The sequence below is a fragment of the Teichococcus aestuarii genome, from assembly GCF_042651065.1.
In the GTDB taxonomy this organism is placed as follows: Bacteria; Pseudomonadota; Alphaproteobacteria; order Acetobacterales; family Acetobacteraceae; genus Pseudoroseomonas; species Pseudoroseomonas aestuarii.
Genome location: NZ_JBHSCH010000006.1, coordinates 122,012 through 140,347 on the forward strand (window position 1 = coordinate 122,012; position 18,336 = coordinate 140,347).

Here is an 18,336-nt window from a genome sequence, read left to right on the forward strand (position 1 = left end):
GGAACGCCCCGGCAGGCAAGGCCCGCCGGGGCGCCCGCGTTTCAGCGTGCCGCGCGGCGGATGTTCCACAGCACGGGGAAGCCGAAATCGATTACCCCCTCCAGCTCGGCGCGCCACACGGCCGGGCTGGAGAACTGGCCGGTGAGCGGGAAGTTCACATTGGCCAGGGCGCGCCGGTTGATGTCGGCGACGATGGCGCGGCGCTTCTCCAGGTCGCTCTCCGCCTCGAAGCGCTCCAGCAGCGGCTTCAACGCCTCGTCGCAGTAGAGCCAGGGGGCGGTGCCGGTGCAGTTGTAGCTGATGCCCGGGTTGCTCAGCGGCTCGGACATGTCGAAGCCGGTGTAGATCACCGGCACCACGCTCCAGCCGCCCTGCTCCACCGGCGCGCGGCTGAGCCAGCGCTGCGCCACCGTCGCCCAGTCCAGCGTCTGCACCTCGATGTTGAAGCCGGCCCGCTTCATGCGGTCGGCCACCACCAGCGCCATGGGGTTGATCAGCGCGGAATCGGCCGGGTGCAGGAACACCACGCGCTCGTTCTTGTAGCCGCTCTGCTTCAGCAGCGCCTGGGCGCGCTCCAGGCTGGGCTCGCGCAGCGCCTCGCCCCCCGCCTCGCTGCTGTAGCGCGTGCCGCACAGGGTCATGGACTGGCAGGGCACGCGCGTCATCTCGTCCGGCAGGCCGTGCACCGCCACCACCTCCCGCTGGTCCAGCGCCATCTGCAGGGCCTGGCGCACGGGCAGTCTGTCGAAGGGCGGCTGCGCGTGGTTCACCGCCACCGCGCCCATGATCTGCGCGATGCCGCCCGGCCTGGCCAGCACCAGCTTCCGGTCCCGCCGCAGCATCGGCAGGTAGTCGAGCGGCGCGTATTCCAGGTAGTCCACCTCGCCGTTCTGGAGGGCGGCGGCGCGGGTGGCGGGGTCGGTGATGGTGAGGAACTCGACGCGCGGCATATGCGCCACCTTGCCGCCGGCCAGCCCGTCGGCCGGCTCGTCGCGCGGGCGGTAGCGGGGGTTGCGGCGGAACACGGTGCGCTCGCCCGGCACCCACTCCTCCTTCACGAAGAGGAAGGGACCGGAGCCGACGATCTCCGTCACCGGCTGGGTGGGCGGGGTGGCGGCCAGCCGCGCCGGCATCATGAAGGGGGTGTGGACACTTGGCTTGCCCAGCGCGTCGATGACGCCGCCGAAGGGCTTTGCGAGCTTCAGCTCGAAACTGTCCGGGCCGGTGGCGCGCAGTTCCTGTGTGGCGGCCATCAGGCGGCGGCCGGTGGAATCGCGCGCCCCCCAGCGCTTCACCGAGGCGACGCAATCCTCCGCCGTCACCGGCGTGCCATCGTGCCATTCGAGGCCAGGGCGCAGGGTGAAGCGGTAGGTCAGCCCGTCCGCGCTCACCTCCCAGCCCTGCAGCATCTGCGGCCGGTACTGGCCCTGGCTGTCCATCGCCACCAGCGTGTCGAACACCATGTAGGCGAAGTTGCGGGTGACGAAGGAGGTGCCGGCGATCGGGTCCAGCGTCTGCAACCCGACATTCACCACCAGCCGCAGCGGCTTCTCCGCCGGCTGCGCCCGCGCACCGGCGGGGGCCAGCCCCGCCCCCAGCCCCGCTCCGAGCATCGCCGATGCCAGCACCGTTCGCCTGAGCCACGTCCTGAGCAACATGCTTCCAATCTCCCCTGCGGCTGCGCCGGGCGGCGCGCTCTCCCTGGCGGACAGCCCCACAAGAGGGGCCGGCGCGCCGTATCGTTGAGCGATGCGATGGCATTGATCGCTGGCCGGCATGAAGCCACTCCCCGCGCCGGCCGGCAAGCGGCTGGCACGCCGCATGGCCGGCGCGGCCTGGCTGCGGCATGCTGCGGCGGCCAGAACACGCCACAGGGAAGAAAACCGCCCATGCCCGCCACGCCCCGAGACGCCTTCCGCGCCCTGCTCGCCGGCCCCGGCTGCGTGCACCCTGCCTCGGTCTATGACGCGGCCACCGCCCGCATCGCCGCCGATATCGGCTATGAGTGCGGCATCCTCGGCGGCTCGGTGGCCTCGGCGGCGGTGCTGGCGGCGCCGGACCTGATGGTGGTGACGCTGACCGAGTTGGCCGGGCTGGTGCGCCGCATCACCCGCGCCGGGCCGCTGCCGCTGCTGGTGGACGCCGACCACGGCTTCGGCAACGCCCTCTCCGCCGCACGCACGGTGGAGGAGCTGGAGGCCGCCGGCGCCGCCGCCCTGACGCTGGAGGACACGCTGCTGCCTCAGCCCTTCGGCGAGAGCGCCACGCGGCTGGTCAGCCTGGAGGAGGGGCTGGGCAAGCTCCGTGCCGCCCTGGCCGCGCGGCGCGACCCCGCGCTCTGCGTGGTGGCACGCACGGGGGCGCTCTCGGCCACCACGCTGGAGGACGCGCTGGAGCGCGCCCGCGCCTATGCCGCCGCCGGAGCGGACGGGCTGTTCCTCACGGGCGTGCGGGATCTGGCGCAGCTCGCCGCGCTGCGCGCCGCGGTGGACCTCCCCCTGCTGGTGGGCGGCAGCCGCGAGGATCTGGGCGATGCCGCCACCCTGGCCGGCCTGGGCGTGCGCGTGATGCTCCAGGGGCACCACAGCTTCCCCGCCGCGCTGCGGGCGGTGGAGGAGACGCTGCGCGCCCTGCGCCAGGGTGGCGCGCCGCCCGCCAACGACCCGGCCCTGATGCGCCGCGCCCTGCGGGCGGAGGATTACGCGGCGGCCGGGCGCGCCTTCCTCCAGCCGTCCCGGCCAGCCTGAGCTTGGCGGCATGAATGGTACACTATTGCAACGAAAAATCGGGGATTTCGGGCAAACCCCTTGCTCCCCGCTGCTGCTTTGCTCGGCGCCCCACCGCTGTCCCCATCCTATGCCGCCACTTATCCCCAGCCTCATCCACGGGATCGGGGGATAAGTCGGGCGGCCCTCCGCGGCCTCCGCCCGCGCTTCCTTTGCGCGCCGCCAGCGGCTAAAGCCCGCCCCCATGCGGAATTTCGATGCGGTGATCCTCGGCGCCGGCGCGGCCGGGCTGATGTGCGCGCTGCGCGCCGGGCAGCGCGGGCGGCGCGTGCTGGTGCTGGACCACGCCCCCCAGGCCGGCGCGAAGATCCTCATCTCGGGCGGCGGGCGGTGCAACTTCACCAACCGCGACACCAGGCCGGAGCGGTTCTTCTCGGCCAACCCGCATTTCTGCAAATCCGCCCTGAAGCGCTACACCCCGGCCGACTTCCTGGCGCTGGTGGAGAAGCACCGCATCGCCTGGCACGAGAAGACGCTGGGCCAGCTCTTCTGCGACCATTCGGCGCGCGAGATCGTCGCCATGCTGCTGGCCGAGTGCGCGGCGGCGGGGGTGGAGATCCGCCTCGGCCACCGCATCACGGATGTCTCCCGCGCCGACCACTACCGGGTGCAGACCGACCGCGGCGACTTCACCGCCCCCGCCCTGGTGCTGGCCACGGGCGGCCTCTCCATCCCGAAGATGGGCGCCACCGGCCTTTCGCTGGACATCGCGCGCCGCTTCGGGCTGCCGCTGACGGAAACCCGGCCGGCCCTCGTCCCGCTCACCTTCGCCGGCGAGATGCTGGAGCTGATGCGCCCGCTCTCCGGCGTGGCGCTGCCGGCGGTGGCGCGGCTCGGGCGGCACAGCTTCCCCGAGGCGGTGCTGTTCACCCATCGCGGCCTTTCCGGCCCGGCGATATTGCAGATTTCCTCCGCCTGGCGGGAGGGGCAGGCCATCGCGCTGAACCTGCTGCCCGGGGCGGAGGACGCGGTGAACCTGCTGGTGGCGCGCAAGGCCGCCCGCCCGAAGGCGGAGCCGCGCACCGTGCTGGCCGAGCTGCTGCCGCAGCGCCTGGCGCAGTCGCTGGCCGCCGCCTGGCTGCCCGACCGGCCGATGGCCATGCAGACCGACCGCGACCTGCGCCGCGTGGCCGGCAGCCTGGCGCACTGGACCCTCACCCCCTCGGGCACCGAGGGCTACGCCAAGGCTGAGGTGATGCTGGGCGGCGTGGACACCGCCGGCCTCTCCTCCCGCACGATGGAGGCCACCACCGTGCCCGGCCTGCATGTGGTGGGCGAGGCGGTGGACGTGACCGGCTGGCTCGGCGGCTACAACTTCCAATGGGCCTGGGCGAGCGGCTGGTGCGCCGGCGAGGCGCTGTAGCGCCCGCCGCCGCTCAGAACTCCACCTCCAGCTCCTCGATCGCCTCCGGCTCCTGCGCGGCCTCCTGCATCCACTCCGCCATGTCGGGCCAGGCGAGCAGGTGGTCGCGGTAGGTGGCGCAATCCGGGTTCAGCGCCACGTCGTAGGTGAGGAAGCGGCTGGCGACGGGGGCGTACATATCTCCTGGATCAGCGCGATGTCGGCGCGCGGGCCGGACCAGAGGGTGAAGCCGGGCCGGCGCGCCCGCATGTTCAGCGGCAGCGAGGCGCGCAGCGCCGCGAAGCCCGAATGCATCTCGCCCGAGATGGAGCGGCAGCGGGCGCGGGCCAGGCGCTGGGCCGGCATCATCTGCGCCCCGGGGTGGGCCTCGTTCAGGTGCTCGGCGATCGCCAGCGTGTCCCAGATGGCGATCTCGCCCTGCAGCAGGCAGGGCAGCCGGATGGTGGAGCTGCGCGAGAGCAGCTCGGCCCGGGCCTGCGGGTCGTCCGCCGCCGCGACCTGCACCGTGAAGGGGATGCCGGCCAGGCGGCACAGCAGGAAGCCCCGGAGCGACCAGGAGGAGTAGTTACGGCTGCTGATGAGAAGCCGGGACTGGACCATGGCACCACCTCCGGAAACCGTGAGGATGCAACCTTAGGCGCGCCACGGTCTTGACGGAATGGCAATATATGCCCAACCAACATCCCCCTCGCGGCGAAGGAACATTTTCGTTACCTTTCGCTGGGGCGGCGGGCAAGATGCTGGCCATTTGGGCAAGGCATGGACGCGGGAGAGGCTCCAGCGGATGATGTACCAGATCTATCAGGCCCAGCAGGACCTGATGACACCGATCCGGATGTTTGCCCGGGGAACCGGAGCGGTGCTGCGGCAGTTCGACACCGGGCGGCCGGAAACCTTCGCTCTGCGGCAGATGACCGCCGCGCTGGAGCTCCTGGGCAGCAGCGGTATCACCCACACCCGGCCTCCTTTCGGCTTCACCAGCGTCCAGGTCGGCAACCAGGAGATCGCGGTGGAGGAGGAGGCGCTCTACAGCACCCCCTTCGGCACCCTCCTGCACTTCCGCAAGGATGTGGACATCCCGCAACCCAAGGTGCTGGTGGTGGCCCCCATGTCGGGCCACTTCGCCACCCTGCTGCGCGGCACGGTGCAGGTGCTGCTGCCGGAGAACGACGTCTACATCACGGACTGGACCAATGCCCGTGACGTGCCCCTCTCCGCCGGGCGCTTCGGCATGGACGAGTTCATCGACCATGTGATCCGCTTCCAGGAGGAGATGGGGCCGGGCGGCCATGTGCTGGCGGTGTGCCAGCCGGCCGTGCCGGTGTTGGCGGCGGTGGCCGTCATGTCGGAGGCGAAGAACCCCGCCACGCCGCGCAGCATGACGCTGATGGCCGGCCCCATCGACACCCGCATCAGCCCCACCAAGGTGAACGAGCTGGCGCAGGGCAACACCATCGAATGGTTCGAGAAGAACCTGGTGGACACCGTGCCCTGGCGCTTCCAGGGCGGCGGGCGGAAGGTCTATCCCGGCGCGCTGCAGCTCACCGCCTTCATGTCGATGAACATGAACCGGCATGTGCGGGCGCATCTGGAGCAGTACCGCAACCTGGTGGGCGGCGATTCCGAGCTGGCCGACGCGCACCGCCGCTTCTACGACGAATACCTGGCGGTGATGGACCTGCCGGCCGAGTTCTACCTGGAGACCGTCCGCACGGTGTTCCAGGAGCACCACATGCCGCTCGGCCAGTTCCACTACCGCGGCCGGCTGGTGCGTCCGGAGCTGATCCGCCGCACCCGCCTGCTGACCGTGGAGGGGGAGCGGGACGATATCTGCGCCATCGGCCAGACGGCGGCGGCGCTCGACCTCTGCGCCGGCCTGCCCGCCACCATGAAGCACAACCACCTGCAGACCGGCGCCGGCCACTACGGCGTGTTCAGCGGCCGCCGCTGGGCCAACGAGGTCTACCCGCTGGTGCGCGACACCATCGAGGCCGCTTCCTGACAGGGCGGGAGGGGGCTGCCCCCTCCCGCCTCAGAGCGCCGGATGGCCGAGGTGGTGGTAGTCCCGCCGCCACCAGATCAGCGCCGGGCCGGGCGCGCCGAGATGGATGGCCCGGATGCTGGCGAAGAACACGCTGTGCGTCCCCTTCTCCAGCACCTCGTCGATCGCGCAGTCCAGCGCCACGGCGGCATCGGCCAGCACGGGGGCGCCGGTCTCCAGCGTCGTCCAGTCGCCATGGGCGAAGCGCTGCTCCGCCGTCAGCGCGCCGGTGAAGCCGGCGAAGACGTTGGAAAGCTCCTGCTGCCCCGCCGAGAGCACGTTCACGCACAGCACGCCATTGGCCTTGATGGCGGCGTTCTGGCCGCTGTTGCGGTTGATGCAGACCAGCAGCGTGGCGGGGTCGTCGGTCACGCTGCACACGGCGCTGGCGGTCAGCCCGGCCCGGCCGCCGGCACCGTCGCTGGTGATCAGGCTCACCGCCGCGCCCAGGCGCGCCATGGCTTCACGGAAATCGGGGCGGGAGACGGGCATGCTGCGGGCACCTTCAGACTACGCCAGCACATGGTGCCATGCGGGCTTCCTGCAAACCACCCGGACAGGCTGTTCCAGGGGGTTCGGCGTGCCGCCCGGCCAGCCTGGGCCGGATGGCGAAAGACTGAAGCGGCGGGCGCTTCCGTCCGGCCCCCATCCCGCTATCCTGCCGGCTCCGGAACCGCGAGTCAGGATAAGCACATGCCCGAAATCACGATCCAGGCCACCGACGGCAGCGGCAGCTTCTCGGCCTACCTGGCCATGCCGAAGCAGGTGCCGGCCGGCGCGGTGGTGATGATCCAGGAGATCTTCGGCGTGAACCATGCCATGCGGTCGCTCTCCGACTGGGTGGCGGACATGGGCTTCATCGCCATCTGCCCCGACCTGTTCTGGCGCCAGGAGCCGGGCATCCAGCTCACCGATGGCAGCAAGGAGGAGTGGGACCGCGCCTTCGCCCTGATGAACGCCTTCGACCAGCAGAAGGGCATCGAGGACCTGAAGGCGACGCTGGCGGCCGTGCGCGTCATGCCCGGCTGCAACGGCAAGGCGGGCACCATGGGCTTCTGCCTGGGCGGCCGGCTCGCCTTCATGATGGCGACCGAGTCGGATGCGGATTGCAATATCTCCTACTACGGCGTCGGCATCGACGGGCTGCTGGAGGGCAAGGACCGCATCACCAGGCCGCTGCTGATGCACATCGCCGAGCTGGACAAGTTCGTGCCGGAGGCGGCCCGCAAGGCGATCCTGGCGGGCGTCGAGGGCAAGCCCGAGGTGGCGGCGCATGTCTATCCGGGGGTGGATCACGCCTTCGCCCGCATGGGCGGCCATTCCTGGGACGGGCGGGCGGCGACCATCGCCAATGGCCGCACGGCCGAGCTGCTGGCGCGCTGCCTGAGCTGAGCCCGCATCGGGGGGGGGTGGCTGGCCTTGATCCGCCAGCCACCCCCCTCCCCCTCCGCCCCGAAGGGTCTATGGTGCTCGCCGGAGGAACCGGCCCATGAACCCTGAGACCCTGGAGGCTTCCCCGGAGGCCCTCGCCGCCCGCGTGCCGGACGGCGCGATGGTGGCGCTGCCGCCCGACAATTCCCTGCCCTCGGTGGCGCTGGCCAAGGCGCTGATCCGCCGCGGCGCGCGGGGCTTGCGGCTGCTGGGCGTGCCGGTCTCGGGCTTCGCCACCGACATGCTGATCGGCGCCGGCTGCGTGGCGGAGGTGCAGACCAGCGCCGTCAGCCTTGGCGAGGCCGGCTTCGCCCCCCGCTTCACCGCCGCGCTGAAGGAAGGCCGGATCACGGTGCGGGACGCCACCTGTCCGGCCATCCACACCATGCTGCAGGCGGCCGAGAAGGGCGTGCCCTTCATGCCGCTGCGCGGGCTGATCGGCAGCGACATCCTGGCCAACCGGCCGGATTGGCGCGTCATCGACAACCCCTTCGCCGGCGGCGGCGATCCTGTCGTGCTGCTGCCCGCCCTCTCCCCCGACTTCGCGCTGATCCACGCCGCGATGGCGGACCGCGAGGGCAATGTCTGGCTCGGGCGGCGGCGGGAATGCGCCACCATCGCCCATGCGGCGAAGGCCACCTTCGTCACGGTGGAGCGCCTGCACGACGGCAACCTGCTGGAGGATGAGCGCCTCGCCCCCGGCACCATCAGCGCCACCTACATCAGCGGCATCGCCCTCGCCCCGCGCGGCGCGCAGCCCGTGGCCCTGCTCGACGAATACGGCGTGGATGCCGGCTTCATCGCCGAATACGCCCGCGCCGCCCGCACCGAGGAAGGCTTCCAGGCCTGGCTGGCGCGCCACGTCACCGAGCAGCACGAGGAGGCGCTGGCATGAGCGGCCCCGAGATCAAGCCCGAGGAACGCCTCGCCGCCACCCTGGCGCGGCTGATCCTGGACCCGGCCGCGCCGCCCGCGCGGCACATCGCGGTGGGCGCCGCCTCGCCCATCCCGGCCGCCGCCTGCTGGCTGGTGAAGAAGTCCGGCCACCCCGTGCGGCTCTCCCTGCTGCACAAGCGCAGCGGCAACCCCTTCACCGAGGGCTCGCGCGAGCTGTTCGACCTCACCGGGCAGGGGCGGATCGACCTGTTCTTCCTGGGCGGCGGGCAGATCGACGGGCAGGCCAACATCAACCTGATCGGCACCGGCGAATGGCCGGGCACGGGGGCGCGCTTCCCCGGCAGCTTCGGCAGCGCCTTCATGTACATGATGACGCCGCGCACCATCCTGTTCCGCGAGGAGCATTCGCCCCGCGTGCTGGTGGAGAAGGTGGACAACATCTCCGCCCCCGGCCTCTCCGCCCCCGGCGTGTTCCGCCGCGGCACGGCGCAGGCGCTGGTGACCGGCCGCGCGGTGTTCCGCTTCGACCCGGCGCGCGGCCGCTTCGCGCTGGAGAGCGCCCATCCGGGCGAGGATGCCGCCAGCATCCGCGCCGCCACCGGCTTCGACTATGACGAGCCCGCCCATCTCCCCGCCACGCCGGACCCGACGCCGGAGCAGCTCGCCCTGCTGCGCGGCCCGGTGCGGGACGAGATGATCGAGACCTACCCCGAATTCTGCGCCCGGGTCTTCGGCGCAGCCGAGAAGAAGGACGCCGCCGCATGACCGATGCCCTGCCCACCAACGATTCCCCCACGGGCGCCGGCCTGGCCCGCTCCGCCGGCGCGCTGGCCGGGCTGAAGGTGATCGACCTGACGCGCGTGCTGGGCGGCCCGTACTGCACCATGATCCTCTCCGACCACGGCGCCGAGGTGATCAAGGTGGAGCCGCCGCAGGGCGACGAGGTGCGGGAATGGGGCCCCCCCTTCCAGGGCGATGCCGCCAGCTACTTCATCGGCGTCAACCGCAACAAGAAGTCGATCGCGCTCGACCTCGCCAAGCCTTCCGGCCGCGCCGTGCTGCTGCGGATGCTGGAGGATGCCGACGTGCTGGTGGAGAACTTCAAGCCCGGCTCGATGGAGAAGTGGGGGCTGGGCTACGAGGAGGTGCTGAGCAAGAAGTTCCCGCAGCTCGTGCATTGCCGCGTCTCGGGCTTCGGCGCCACCGGGCCGCGCGGCGGGCTGCCGGGCTATGACGCCATCATCCAGGCGATGGTCGGCCTCATGTCCATCAACGGCACGCCGGAGACGGCGCCGGTGCGCATGGGCACGCCGATCGTCGACCTCGCCACCGGCCTCTACTCCAGCATCGGCATCCTGATGGCGCTGCAGGAGCGGGCCCGCTCCGGCCAGGGCCAGTATGTGGACATGACACTGCACGATTGCGGCATGGCGCTGCTGCACCCGCAGGCCGCCAACTACCTGCTGAACGACAAGCGCCCCAAGGCCACCGGCAACCCGCACCCGAACATCTCGCCCTACTCGGCCTTCAAGACGGCGACCTGCGAGATCTTCGTTGCCTGCGGCAACGACCCGGCCTTCCGAAAGTTCTGCGCCTTCCTCGGGCTGGAGGGCCTGCCGGAGGACCCGCGCTTCCGCACCAATGGCGACCGCGTGACCAACCGCGAGGCGCTGGCCGCCATCCTGGAGCAGCGCCTTTCCACCGAGGATGGCCACGACCTCTCCGACCGCCTGCTGGCCGCCGGCCTGCCCGCCGGCCCGGTGCTGAACGTGGACGAGGCGCTGGCCGCCCCGCACACCGCGCACCGCGAGATGGTGACGCAGCTCGGCGAGTTCCGCGCCCTGGGCACGCCGATCAAGCTCTCCCGCACGCCGGGTGGCACGCGCGCCGCCCCGCCCGCCTTCAACCAGCATGGCGAGGACGTGCTGGCCGCGCATGGCTACAGCGCCGAGGAGATCGCCGCGCTGAAGGCGGAAGGCGTGCTGATCGAGAAGAAGAGGTAAGTCGTTCTTTTTTGGAAAAAAGAACCAAAAAACTTTTGCCTGTTGGCGGTGCGCTGGCCGAGAGCGTGACGCCAAACTGACAAAGTCTTTTTGCTTCTTTTTCTTCAGAAAAAGAAGAATCCTCAGAAGACTTCAGATGGCCGCACTCCCCGGAGTGCGGCCATCCTCCCTTGGTTCCAGAACATCTCCCCATGAACGCGCCGCTCACCCCCCGCCAATGGGGATTGCTCCTCCTGCTCGCCCTGGCCTGGGGCGGCAGCTTCTTCTTCATGGCGGTGGCCGGGCGGGCCTGGCCGCCCTTCACCGTGGTGCTCTCGCGGGTGGTGCTGGCGTCGGCGCTGCTCTGGCTGCTGCTGGCGCTGAACCGGCAGCGCCTGCCGCTGCGCCGCCCGGTGCTGCTGGCCTGCCTCGGCATGGCGCTGCTGAACAACCTCATCCCCTTCAGCCTGATCGTCTGGGCGCAGCAGAGCATCCCGAGCAGCCTGGCCTCGGTGGTGAACGCGGCGACGCCGGTGCTGACCGCCGTGGTGGCGCATCTCGCCACGGCGGACGAGAAGCTCAGCGGCCACCGCCTCGCTGGCGTGCTGGTCGGCCTGGGCGGGGTGGCGGTGCTGGCCGGGCCGGCCGCCTTCGGCGCGGGGGCGGAGCTGCCGGGCATCCTGGCGGGGCTCGGCGCCTGCCTCAGCTATGCCTGTGCCGGCGTGTGGGGCCGCCGCTTCCAGCGGATGGGCGTGCCGCCGCTGGCGGCGGCGGCCGGGCAGACCACGGCGAGCATCCTGCTCGCCCTGCCGTTGGTGCTGCTGCTGGACCAGCCCTGGCACCTGCCGCCGCCGGGGCCGGAGGTGATCCTGGCGGTGCTGGCGCTGGGGCTGATCTCCACCGGCGTGGCCTATGCGCTGTTCTTCCGCCTGCTGGCCGAGGCGGGTGCCACCAACACCGCGCTGGTGACGCAACTGGTGCCGGTCATGGCCATCCTGCTCGGCGTGCTGGTGCTGGGCGAGGCGCTGCTGCCGCGGCACCTGGCCGGCATGGCGCTGATCGCGCTCGGCTTCATGGTGCTGGATGGCCGCCTGCGGCGCCGCGCCGCTTGATCTGGCGCAACGCGGCGCGGCGCCCGGCGCGGCAGAATGTGGGGCATGATCGCCAATTGCCTGCATGACCTGACCGCGCTTGGCCCTGGCGGGCTGGCCGCGCTGATGAGCGCGCTGTTCCTGGCGGGGCTGGCGGGGGGCGCCACGCATTGCGCCGCCATGTGCGCGCCCTTCGTGCTGGCGCAGGCGGCGGCCGTGTCGCCGCGCCCGGCGGCGGGTGGGCGGCTGGCGCGGCTGGGCGACGCGGCGCTGCTGCCCTACCACGCCGGCCGGATGCTGGGCTACGCGCTGCTGGGTGCCCTGATGGGCGGTGGCGCCGGTCTGGCGGGCGCGCTGGTGGAAGGCGGCAGCGTGCCGGGCGCGCTGCGGCTGGCGCTGGCGGCGCTGCTGCTGCTGGCGGCGCTGTTGATGCTGGGCCAGGCCTCGGCCCGGCTGGCGCACGGCCTGGGCCGGTGGCTGCCGCGCCTGCCCGCCCCGCGCCTGCCGGGCTTCCTCTCGCGGCATCTCGGCACCCTGCTGGCGGCGCCCGATGGCTGGCGCGGCGTGGCGCTGGGGCTGATGCTCTCCGCCCTGCCCTGCGGCCTGCTCTATGGCGCGCTGGCGGGCGCGGCGGCCACGGGCAGCGCGCTGGGCGGGGCGCTGGCCATGCTGGCCTTCTGCGCCGGCACGGTGCCCGCCCTGGTGGGGGTGGCGCTGCTCGGCCGCTTCTTCGGGCGGCGCAGCGGGCCTTGGCTGCGCCCGGCGGGCGCCGCGCTATTCGGGCTCAACGCGCTGATGCTGGCGGCGCTGGCCTGGCGGCTGGTGCAGGCACCGCTCTCTTAGGATTTCTTCACCCCCCGCCCCCGACTCTCCCGCCCGACGCCATGGCAGGAGGGAGGGGAACTTGGCACTGCTGGTCTCCGGCGAGGTTCCGAACACCATCCTGGAGAATGGCCGCCCCGGCGACTGGGTGGCGACACTCAACCTCTCCGGCATCGTCAACCCACTGGAGGTGCGGCTGATCGGCGAATCGGCCCGCCTGTTCGAGGCGACGCTCGACCGGCTGACCGGCACCGTCACCATCGTGCCCGCCATGGTCTTCGACCGCGAGGCCGACACCAGCGCCACGAACCCCGTCTTCCGGTTCGGTCTTTCCGTGCGCACGGAAAGCGGCTGGCAGGACGCGACGCAGAGCTGGTCCGTCACGCTGCTGGGGATCGACGACGCGCCACCCCGGCGCCTGCTCTTCGCTTCCGGCGGATCGGTGCTGGAGACGGATGTGGGCGGCGTCATCGGCCGGCTGCAAGGCTATGATTCCGACACCGACATCCGCAGCCTGACCTATGAGGTGGCCTGGCCGGACTCCGCCCTGTTCGAGGTGGTGGGCGACGTGCTGAAGCTGCGCGACGGGGTGGATTTGCTGCGCGAGGGCGGCACCACCCGCCCGGTGATGATCACCGTCTCGGACGGCCGGCAGGATGCCAGCTTCCTGATGGATGTCGTGGTGATCGACGCCACCACCGTGGACACCACGCCCGCCCCTCCCGCCATCGAGCCACCTCCGCCTCCGCCGCCGCCACCGCCGCCTCCGCCACCACCGCCACCGCCTCCGCCTCCGCCACCGCCGCCACCGCCTCCGCCTCCGCCGCCTCCGCCGCCTCCGCCACCGCCGCCGCCGCCGCCACCTCCTCCGCCACCGCCGCCTCCGCCACCACCGCCACCGCCGCCTCCGCCACCACCGCCACCACCGCCACCACCGCCGCCTCCGCCACCGCCGCCACCGCCGCCTCCGCCACCGCCACCACTGCCGGAACCCGGTTCTCCGGCGCTGCCTGACCAGCCGCCACCGCCAGATGTGCAGAACACCCTGCACATCGTGGCGCAGGCCGCGCCGGCGCTGTTGAACAGCTTCAAGCTGGTCTGGCAGGCGGAGCACACCGGCGTCACCGCAGGAGGCGAGGCCCATGCCTCGCTCTCCTCCGGCGGGCTGCTGTGGCTATCGGCCGAGGATCAGCGGCGGCTGCAGGCCGGCCTCGCCCAGTTCGAGGCGCCGCCCGATGCTTCCTACCTGCTGGATTTCGGCGGCACGGGCGAGGAGCGGAGAATCCTTGTCTGGGTGGCCGGCAGCGAGCCCGAGGCAGAGCTTGGCAGCCTGCTGCACGGCCTGCTCCGCCACCGCGAGGCGCTGGAGCAGCTCAGCCTGCCCAATGGCGGCAAGCTGCTCGAGGCCCTGCAGGCACTGGCACAGGACAAGCCCGCGGGCGCGGCCTCGCTGGACCTGAAGCTGCTGGCGCCCCTCTCGCCCGCCGCCGGCCTCTCAGGCCCCCTGCAGCCGGAGAAGATGATCGCAGCCCTGTACGACACGGTGCTGAACCGTGCGCCCTCCATTCCCGATCTGGCCCACTGGATGGGCCATGCGGGCGACGAGCCGGCCGAGGCATGGGAGGTGGCGCAGGCGCTGCTGGAAAGCCCCGAATTCCTCGCCCTCCACGCCGGGGAGAGCGACCGCGACTTCGTGGCCAGCCTCTACCGCAACACCCATGAGCGGGACCCCGCCCCCGAGCTCGTGAACCACTGGAGCGAGCTTCTCGGCAGCCACGCGCTGGACCGGGTGGAGCTGGTGCTGCGGCTGGCCCTGCCGCCGGAGGAAGGCTTCGCCCTGCGCTGACGGGGCAGGCCGATACACAGGATCACTTGCGACTCATTCTTACTTTCGGCAATCTGGCCCGACACCCTCTTGCCACCAGGGAGACCCGACCGTCATGGCTACTCACGGCCTGCCCACCTGGCCCTGGACCGACGCGCATGTCGACGCCCTCCCCGTGCCCGAGGCGCTGCTGCTGGAAGGCATGCGCCGCTGGTCCTGCGCCACGCGCCGCGGGCTGGCCGGCCTGCCAGAGGCACGGCTGCCCTTCATCGCCGAGAATGTGGCGGCGGCCGCGCCGGCGCTGGACGCGGTGATGCGCCTGGGCGGGCACCGTTTCGCGATGGGGGAAACCGTGCATCCGGCCCTGGTGGGAGACGAGCCCGCCCTGCTGCTGGCCTTCGCCCTGGCACAGCGTGGCCCGCGGCGGGAGGCGCTGGCCGCCTTTCTCCGCCTGCTGCCACCGGCCGGCGCCTATGCCGCCATGGGTCCGGCAATCGGCCTTTCCCTGAGCTTCCGCCGCGCCGGGCTGCTGCTGGCCAACCCGCTGCGCGGATAAAAAAAGCGCGCCACCGGCGCGCTTTTCCCGACAAGGGCCAAAGGCCCGGGCGCCGCCTCAGTCCTGGCGGCCCCAGGCGATGCGCCCGGCCGTGCCGCAGGCCTCGCACACCGGCTTCCACTGCGCGTGCACCTTGCCGCACTGGCCGCAACGCCAGCGCGGCTCCTGCGGCGCGGCCGTGGCGGCGCGCAGCCACTTGGCCTCGGCGGCGCGGGCCACCGGGCTGTCGCCATGCTCCAGCTGCTCCAGCTCCACCAGCATCAGGTAGGCGCGGGCATCGGCCTCGCCGGACTCCACCAGCGCCTCCAGCTCGCTGCGGGTGCGGCCGGTCAGGCTGGCCTGCAGCGCCACGCGGGCCAGCAGCAGCCGGCTCTCCGCATGGGTGCGGTTGCGGCTGACCAGCGCCTCGGCCAGCTTCACCCGCGCCAGCGGGTCCGCCTCGCCCTCCAGATAGGCCTCGGCCACCTGCGGGTGCGGCGCGGCGGCCCAGCCCTGCTCCAGCACCGCCTTGGCGCGGCGCGGGCTGCCATTGGCGGCCATGCGCTTCGCATGCGCCAGCACGGCGGGGGTGAAGCCGGGGTCGGCCTGGAAGGCCTGGCGCTCCAGCTCGGCGGCACGCTCGGCGTCCGGCTCCTGGCTGGCGGCGGCCATGGCGAGCGGCGCGCGCGGCGTCTCCGGCGCGGCCAGGGTCAGCGCCTCGCGCCAGTCCTGGGTGCGCAGCGCCAGCACGGCGCGCTCCTCGCGCAGCCAGGCGGCGCCGGGGTGGGCGGCCTCGGCCTCCCGCGCCAGCGCCTGGGCGGCGGGCCAGTCCTTGCGCTGGATGGCCTGCCGCAGCAGGCCGCGCAGGCCGATGAAGCGGGCATCCTCGCGCTTGGCCAGCGCCTGGAAGGCCTCGGTGGCGGCCTCCTCACGCCCGGCCATGCGCTCGGCCTCGGCGGTCAGCAGCAGCAGCTGCGGCGTATCGCCCAGCAGGGAGCGGGCCTTGCGGACCTCGCTGCGCGCCGCGTCGGCCGAGCCGGCGGCGAGGGAGACGAGGGCGCGGGTCAGCACCGCGTCGCCCTGCTCCCGGCGGCGCGCGGCGCGGCGGGCGCGGGCGCGGGCCGGCCAGCCGAGCAGGGCGCGCAGCCCCACCAGCAGCCCGTGCAGCACCAGGAACAGCACGACGAGGCCGATCAGCAGCACCGGCAGCGAGATGCCGATGAACATGTCGCCCACCCGCAGCTCCACCGACCCGCCCAGGCGCATCAGCCCCCAGGCGATGGCAACGGCGACAAGGCTGAGCAGCAGCAGCCCGATGGCGCGGCGCATCAGCCCTGCCCCCCGCTGCGCAGCTCGCCGAGCGCGCCGCGCGCGGCGACGAGGCCGCGCGCCTGCTCCAGCCAGCCGTTCATCGGCGCGCGCACCGGCTCGGGCAGGCCCTCGATGCGGCGGATGGCGGCGGGCAGGTCGCCGGCTTCCAGGGCGCGGCGGGCCGCCTCCAGCTCGCCGCTTACCGAATCGCCCCACACCACGTTCTCGCCACGGCGGACGGTGACGAGGTTGCCAAGGCGGCTGGCGGCGGATTCCCACACGCTCTGGCCCTCATTGGCGGGCTCGGCCTTGGCGCGGGCGGCGCGGGCGGCATCCTCGAAGGAGAGGCGCAGCGCGGCCTCGGTGGGCGGCGCGTTCTCGGCGTAGCGCCGCAGCGCGGCGGGCGCCTCGCCGCCCAGGCCGGACAGGGCCTGGCCGAGCGGGCGGCCCGCCTCAAGGGCGGTCTCCACCCCGGCGCTGGCGATCAGCCGCGACAGGCGCTGCTCGGCATTGGCCAGGCGGCTCTCGCGCGCCTCGAGGGCGGAGAAGCGCTCATCCAGCGCCTTCTCGCGCGCTGCGGCCCGCTCCTGCGCCGCCGCCTCGGAGGCGGCGATGCGCTGGCGCATGGTCTCCTCCACCGCCGCGAAGCGCGGGCCGAGCGCCGCCTCGGCGGCGGCCACGCGCTGGGCGATCTGCGCCTCGGCGCCGCTGATGCGCTGGGAGAAGGCGCGCTCGGCCTCCTCAATGCGGGCATTGGCGGCGCGCTCCACCGCCTCGCGGTCGCTGCGCTGGCTCTGCACCTGCTCGCGCAGCGCGCCCACGGTCTGCCGGGTCTCGCTGAGGCCGGATTCCACGGCGCCGAGGCGCTGCCCGGCCTGGGCCAGCGGCCCGCTCTCCAGCGCCTGCAGGCGCTGCGGCAGCGGCTGCAGGGCGCGCAGCTGCTCCTGCACCGGCTGCAGCGCGGAGAGGCGCTGCTCCAGCGCCTCCACGCGGGCGGGCTCCACCGAGGGCCCCGGCCGGTTGGCCAGGCTGATGCCGATGGCCAGCAGGGCGGCCACGCCGCTCACCGCGGCGATGGGCAGGGCCAGATGCTCCAGGCGGCCACGCGCCGGAGCGGTGGGCGCGGGCGGGGCGGAAGGATTGGTCATGCGTGGGGGGGAGCTGTCCTGCGGGGTGGCGGGGCGGGGCGGCGTGGGCACAGGCGGAATCACCGTCTCCTGGGTGGTGGCCTCGGCCCGGGGCGCGGGCTTCTGCGGCGGCGTGGCCGGCGGGGCGGAGGGCGCGGGTGCGATGGGCGTGCTGCCGCCCGGGGCGGCGGATGGGCTGGCGCCGGCCCTGCCGGCAGATAGGCTGGAGCCGGCGCCGCCGGCGGATGGGCTGGAGCCGGCCCCGCCGGCGGGGGCGGCGGCCGGGGAAGCGGCTGATGGAGCAGGCGGGGCCGGGGGCGCGTCGGCCGCAGGCGGCGGGACGTGCGGCGCGGCGGCGGAAGGAGCGCCCGGCGCAGCGGCGGCGGGCGTGGACGAAGCCGGAGTAGATGAAGCCGGGGAGGCAGGGGGCGGGACAGGGGCGGCCTGGGGGGCCGCATCCGGCGCGGGCTTCGCGGCCGGGTTGATGCCGCTGAAGGCACGCGGCGTCACGGTCGGGTTCTCGCGGCCGGGCTTTCCCTTGGCGGGCGGGGTGTTGCGGCTGCCCGTCACCGGCTCACCCTTGGGGCTGTCTTTCGGCGTGTCGGTCATTCTCTCTCCTGCCCCTCGCTCTCCGGTTCTGGCAATCCGCCCGGCGAGGCGCCGGGGGGCGCCGCGTCCGGCCACGCCCCGGGCGGCCGGCCCAGCAGGGCCAGCAGCGCCGGAAGCTCCGGCACCGGGGTAGCATGGATCGCTCGCCATGGCATTCCCGCGAGCGCCGCCGCAATACGTGGTGAAAGCGCGAACGCCACGCTCTCCCGCACGGTTTCCACAAGGCCCGCGCGGCGCAGCAGGAAGTGGGTGTGGCGGGCCGAGCGCGGCGAGAGGAACAGCGCCCCGCGCACCGCCCCGGCGCGCAGCGCGGCCAGCATCTCCTCCGGCAGGGCGGCGGCCGGGCGCGCCGCGGGCTTCGCCGTGCGGCGGCGCGTCGTCTACGCGGCGCGCCCGGCCGCCGCCCTGCCGGAGGAGACGGTGGGGGGGCTGCGCGCCGGGGCGGTGCGCGGGGCGCTGTTCCTCTCGCCGCGCTCGGCCCGCCACACCCACTTCCTGCTGCGCCGCGCGGGCCTT

At 73.1% G+C, this 18,336-nt stretch carries 18 protein-coding genes; 11 read left to right on the forward strand and 7 right to left on the reverse strand.

Annotated elements, in window-relative coordinates; translation table 11 throughout:
• Positions 1 to 41: 41 nt before the first annotated feature.
• On the reverse strand, positions 42 to 1,658 hold the full coding sequence (locus ACFOY6_RS05245) for an ABC transporter substrate-binding protein (RefSeq protein ID WP_379649345.1): 1,617 nt from the start codon (positions 1,656 to 1,658) through the stop codon (positions 42 to 44).
• Between the two features lie 231 nt (positions 1,659 to 1,889).
• Here ACFOY6_RS05245 and ACFOY6_RS05250 point away from each other — a divergent pair, with 231 nt between their 5' ends.
• Complete coding sequence (locus ACFOY6_RS05250; RefSeq protein ID WP_379649347.1) at positions 1,890 to 2,747, forward strand: isocitrate lyase/phosphoenolpyruvate mutase family protein; 858 nt, start codon at positions 1,890 to 1,892, stop codon at positions 2,745 to 2,747.
• Positions 2,748 to 2,970: 223 nt separating this feature from the next.
• Positions 2,971 to 4,149, forward strand: a complete 1,179-nt coding sequence (locus ACFOY6_RS05255) for a BaiN/RdsA family NAD(P)/FAD-dependent oxidoreductase (RefSeq protein ID WP_379649349.1) — start codon at positions 2,971 to 2,973, stop codon at positions 4,147 to 4,149.
• 13 nt (positions 4,150 to 4,162) lie between these two features.
• On the opposite strand, the gene ACFOY6_RS05260 is transcribed toward ACFOY6_RS05255, so the two are convergent.
• Together ACFOY6_RS05260 and ACFOY6_RS05265 are read right to left on the reverse strand one after the other, a co-directional pair.
• Positions 4,163 to 4,327, reverse strand: coding sequence for a glutathione S-transferase family protein (locus ACFOY6_RS05260; protein ID WP_379649351.1), 165 nt, complete (start codon positions 4,325 to 4,327; stop codon positions 4,163 to 4,165).
• Positions 4,279 to 4,749, reverse strand: coding sequence for a glutathione S-transferase N-terminal domain-containing protein (locus ACFOY6_RS05265; RefSeq protein ID WP_379649352.1), 471 nt, complete (start codon positions 4,747 to 4,749; stop codon positions 4,279 to 4,281). Before ACFOY6_RS05265 ends, ACFOY6_RS05260 begins: the two co-directional genes overlap by 49 nt.
• Positions 4,750 to 4,936: 187 nt before the next feature.
• Here ACFOY6_RS05265 and ACFOY6_RS05270 point away from each other — a divergent pair, with 187 nt between their 5' ends.
• On the forward strand, positions 4,937 to 6,151 hold the full coding sequence (locus tag ACFOY6_RS05270; protein WP_456316311.1) for a polyhydroxyalkanoate depolymerase: 1,215 nt from the start codon (positions 4,937 to 4,939) through the stop codon (positions 6,149 to 6,151).
• Between the two features lie 30 nt (positions 6,152 to 6,181).
• Here the strand turns inward: ACFOY6_RS05270 and ACFOY6_RS05275 are convergent, their stop codons facing one another.
• Positions 6,182 to 6,682 (reverse strand): flavin reductase, encoded by a 501-nt coding sequence (locus ACFOY6_RS05275; protein ID WP_109516194.1) that lies wholly within the window; start codon positions 6,680 to 6,682, stop codon positions 6,182 to 6,184.
• Between the two features lie 201 nt (positions 6,683 to 6,883).
• Between ACFOY6_RS05275 and ACFOY6_RS05280 the strand changes: the two genes are divergently transcribed.
• The 8 genes from ACFOY6_RS05280 (at position 6,884) to ACFOY6_RS05315 (ending at position 14,794) form a co-directional block, all read left to right on the forward strand.
• On the forward strand, positions 6,884 to 7,582 hold the full coding sequence (locus ACFOY6_RS05280; RefSeq protein ID WP_379649354.1) for a dienelactone hydrolase family protein: 699 nt from the start codon (positions 6,884 to 6,886) through the stop codon (positions 7,580 to 7,582).
• 97 nt (positions 7,583 to 7,679) lie between these two features.
• Complete coding sequence (locus ACFOY6_RS05285; RefSeq protein ID WP_379649356.1) at positions 7,680 to 8,516, forward strand: CoA transferase subunit A; 837 nt, start codon at positions 7,680 to 7,682, stop codon at positions 8,514 to 8,516.
• Positions 8,513 to 9,283 (forward strand): CoA-transferase, encoded by a 771-nt coding sequence (locus tag ACFOY6_RS05290; RefSeq protein ID WP_379633255.1) that lies wholly within the window; start codon positions 8,513 to 8,515, stop codon positions 9,281 to 9,283. Before ACFOY6_RS05285 ends, ACFOY6_RS05290 begins: the two co-directional genes overlap by 4 nt.
• Positions 9,280 to 10,521, forward strand: coding sequence for a CaiB/BaiF CoA transferase family protein (locus ACFOY6_RS05295; RefSeq protein ID WP_181378027.1), 1,242 nt, complete (start codon positions 9,280 to 9,282; stop codon positions 10,519 to 10,521). Before ACFOY6_RS05290 ends, ACFOY6_RS05295 begins: the two co-directional genes overlap by 4 nt.
• Positions 10,522 to 10,712: 191 nt before the next feature.
• The gene (locus ACFOY6_RS05300; RefSeq protein ID WP_379649358.1) at positions 10,713 to 11,612 is read left to right on the forward strand and encodes a DMT family transporter; all 900 of its coding nucleotides are present in this window, start codon (positions 10,713 to 10,715) and stop codon (positions 11,610 to 11,612) included.
• Between the two features lie 45 nt (positions 11,613 to 11,657).
• Positions 11,658 to 12,434 (forward strand): urease accessory protein UreH domain-containing protein, encoded by a 777-nt coding sequence (locus tag ACFOY6_RS05305; protein WP_379649360.1) that lies wholly within the window; start codon positions 11,658 to 11,660, stop codon positions 12,432 to 12,434.
• Between the two features lie 61 nt (positions 12,435 to 12,495).
• Positions 12,496 to 14,259: a DUF4214 domain-containing protein gene (locus ACFOY6_RS05310; RefSeq protein ID WP_379649362.1), complete on the forward strand. Its 1,764-nt coding sequence runs from the start codon at positions 12,496 to 12,498 to the stop codon at positions 14,257 to 14,259.
• Positions 14,260 to 14,353: 94 nt separating this feature from the next.
• Positions 14,354 to 14,794 (forward strand): hypothetical protein, encoded by a 441-nt coding sequence (locus ACFOY6_RS05315; protein WP_379649364.1) that lies wholly within the window; start codon positions 14,354 to 14,356, stop codon positions 14,792 to 14,794.
• 57 nt (positions 14,795 to 14,851) lie between these two features.
• Here ACFOY6_RS05315 and ACFOY6_RS05320 read toward each other — a convergent pair whose 3' ends face one another.
• From ACFOY6_RS05320 to ACFOY6_RS05330, 3 genes are all read right to left on the reverse strand, one after another.
• Positions 14,852 to 16,102, reverse strand: coding sequence for a heme biosynthesis HemY N-terminal domain-containing protein (locus ACFOY6_RS05320; protein WP_379649366.1), 1,251 nt, complete (start codon positions 16,100 to 16,102; stop codon positions 14,852 to 14,854).
• Positions 16,102 to 17,232 carry a hypothetical protein gene (locus ACFOY6_RS05325; protein WP_379649368.1) on the reverse strand — a complete coding sequence of 377 codons (1,131 nt, stop codon included), beginning with the start codon at positions 17,230 to 17,232 and terminating at the stop codon, positions 16,102 to 16,104. Before ACFOY6_RS05325 ends, ACFOY6_RS05320 begins: the two co-directional genes overlap by 1 nt.
• Positions 17,233 to 17,816: 584 nt before the next feature.
• Positions 17,817 to 18,140, reverse strand: a complete 324-nt coding sequence (locus ACFOY6_RS05330; RefSeq protein ID WP_379649370.1) for a uroporphyrinogen-III synthase — start codon at positions 18,138 to 18,140, stop codon at positions 17,817 to 17,819.
• Positions 18,141 to 18,336: the final 196 nt, after the last annotated feature.

What these genes read in the sequence shown, in the direction of transcription:
- ACFOY6_RS05245 (WP_379649345.1), bottom strand. Translation starts at nt 1,658, where the DNA reads ATGTTGCTCAGGACGTGGCTCAGGCGAACGGTGCTGGCATCGGCGATG.
- ACFOY6_RS05250 (WP_379649347.1), top strand. Translation starts at nt 1,890, where the DNA reads ATGCCCGCCACGCCCCGAGACGCCTTCCGCGCCCTGCTCGCCGGCCCC.
- ACFOY6_RS05255 (WP_379649349.1), top strand. Translation starts at nt 2,971, where the DNA reads ATGCGGAATTTCGATGCGGTGATCCTCGGCGCCGGCGCGGCCGGGCTG.
- ACFOY6_RS05260 (WP_379649351.1), bottom strand. Translation starts at nt 4,327, where the DNA reads ATGTACGCCCCCGTCGCCAGCCGCTTCCTCACCTACGACGTGGCGCTG.
- ACFOY6_RS05265 (WP_379649352.1), bottom strand. Translation starts at nt 4,749, where the DNA reads ATGGTCCAGTCCCGGCTTCTCATCAGCAGCCGTAACTACTCCTCCTGG.
- ACFOY6_RS05270 (WP_456316311.1), top strand. Translation starts at nt 4,937, where the DNA reads ATGTACCAGATCTATCAGGCCCAGCAGGACCTGATGACACCGATCCGG.
- ACFOY6_RS05275 (WP_109516194.1), bottom strand. Translation starts at nt 6,682, where the DNA reads ATGCCCGTCTCCCGCCCCGATTTCCGTGAAGCCATGGCGCGCCTGGGC.
- ACFOY6_RS05280 (WP_379649354.1), top strand. Translation starts at nt 6,884, where the DNA reads ATGCCCGAAATCACGATCCAGGCCACCGACGGCAGCGGCAGCTTCTCG.
- ACFOY6_RS05285 (WP_379649356.1), top strand. Translation starts at nt 7,680, where the DNA reads ATGAACCCTGAGACCCTGGAGGCTTCCCCGGAGGCCCTCGCCGCCCGC.
- ACFOY6_RS05290 (WP_379633255.1), top strand. Translation starts at nt 8,513, where the DNA reads ATGAGCGGCCCCGAGATCAAGCCCGAGGAACGCCTCGCCGCCACCCTG.
- ACFOY6_RS05295 (WP_181378027.1), top strand. Translation starts at nt 9,280, where the DNA reads ATGACCGATGCCCTGCCCACCAACGATTCCCCCACGGGCGCCGGCCTG.
- ACFOY6_RS05300 (WP_379649358.1), top strand. Translation starts at nt 10,713, where the DNA reads ATGAACGCGCCGCTCACCCCCCGCCAATGGGGATTGCTCCTCCTGCTC.
- ACFOY6_RS05305 (WP_379649360.1), top strand. Translation starts at nt 11,658, where the DNA reads ATGATCGCCAATTGCCTGCATGACCTGACCGCGCTTGGCCCTGGCGGG.
- ACFOY6_RS05315 (WP_379649364.1), top strand. Translation starts at nt 14,354, where the DNA reads ATGGCTACTCACGGCCTGCCCACCTGGCCCTGGACCGACGCGCATGTC.
- ACFOY6_RS05320 (WP_379649366.1), bottom strand. Translation starts at nt 16,102, where the DNA reads ATGCGCCGCGCCATCGGGCTGCTGCTGCTCAGCCTTGTCGCCGTTGCC.
- ACFOY6_RS05325 (WP_379649368.1), bottom strand. Translation starts at nt 17,232, where the DNA reads ATGACCAATCCTTCCGCCCCGCCCGCGCCCACCGCTCCGGCGCGTGGC.
- ACFOY6_RS05330 (WP_379649370.1), bottom strand. Translation starts at nt 18,140, where the DNA reads ATGCTGGCCGCGCTGCGCGCCGGGGCGGTGCGCGGGGCGCTGTTCCTC.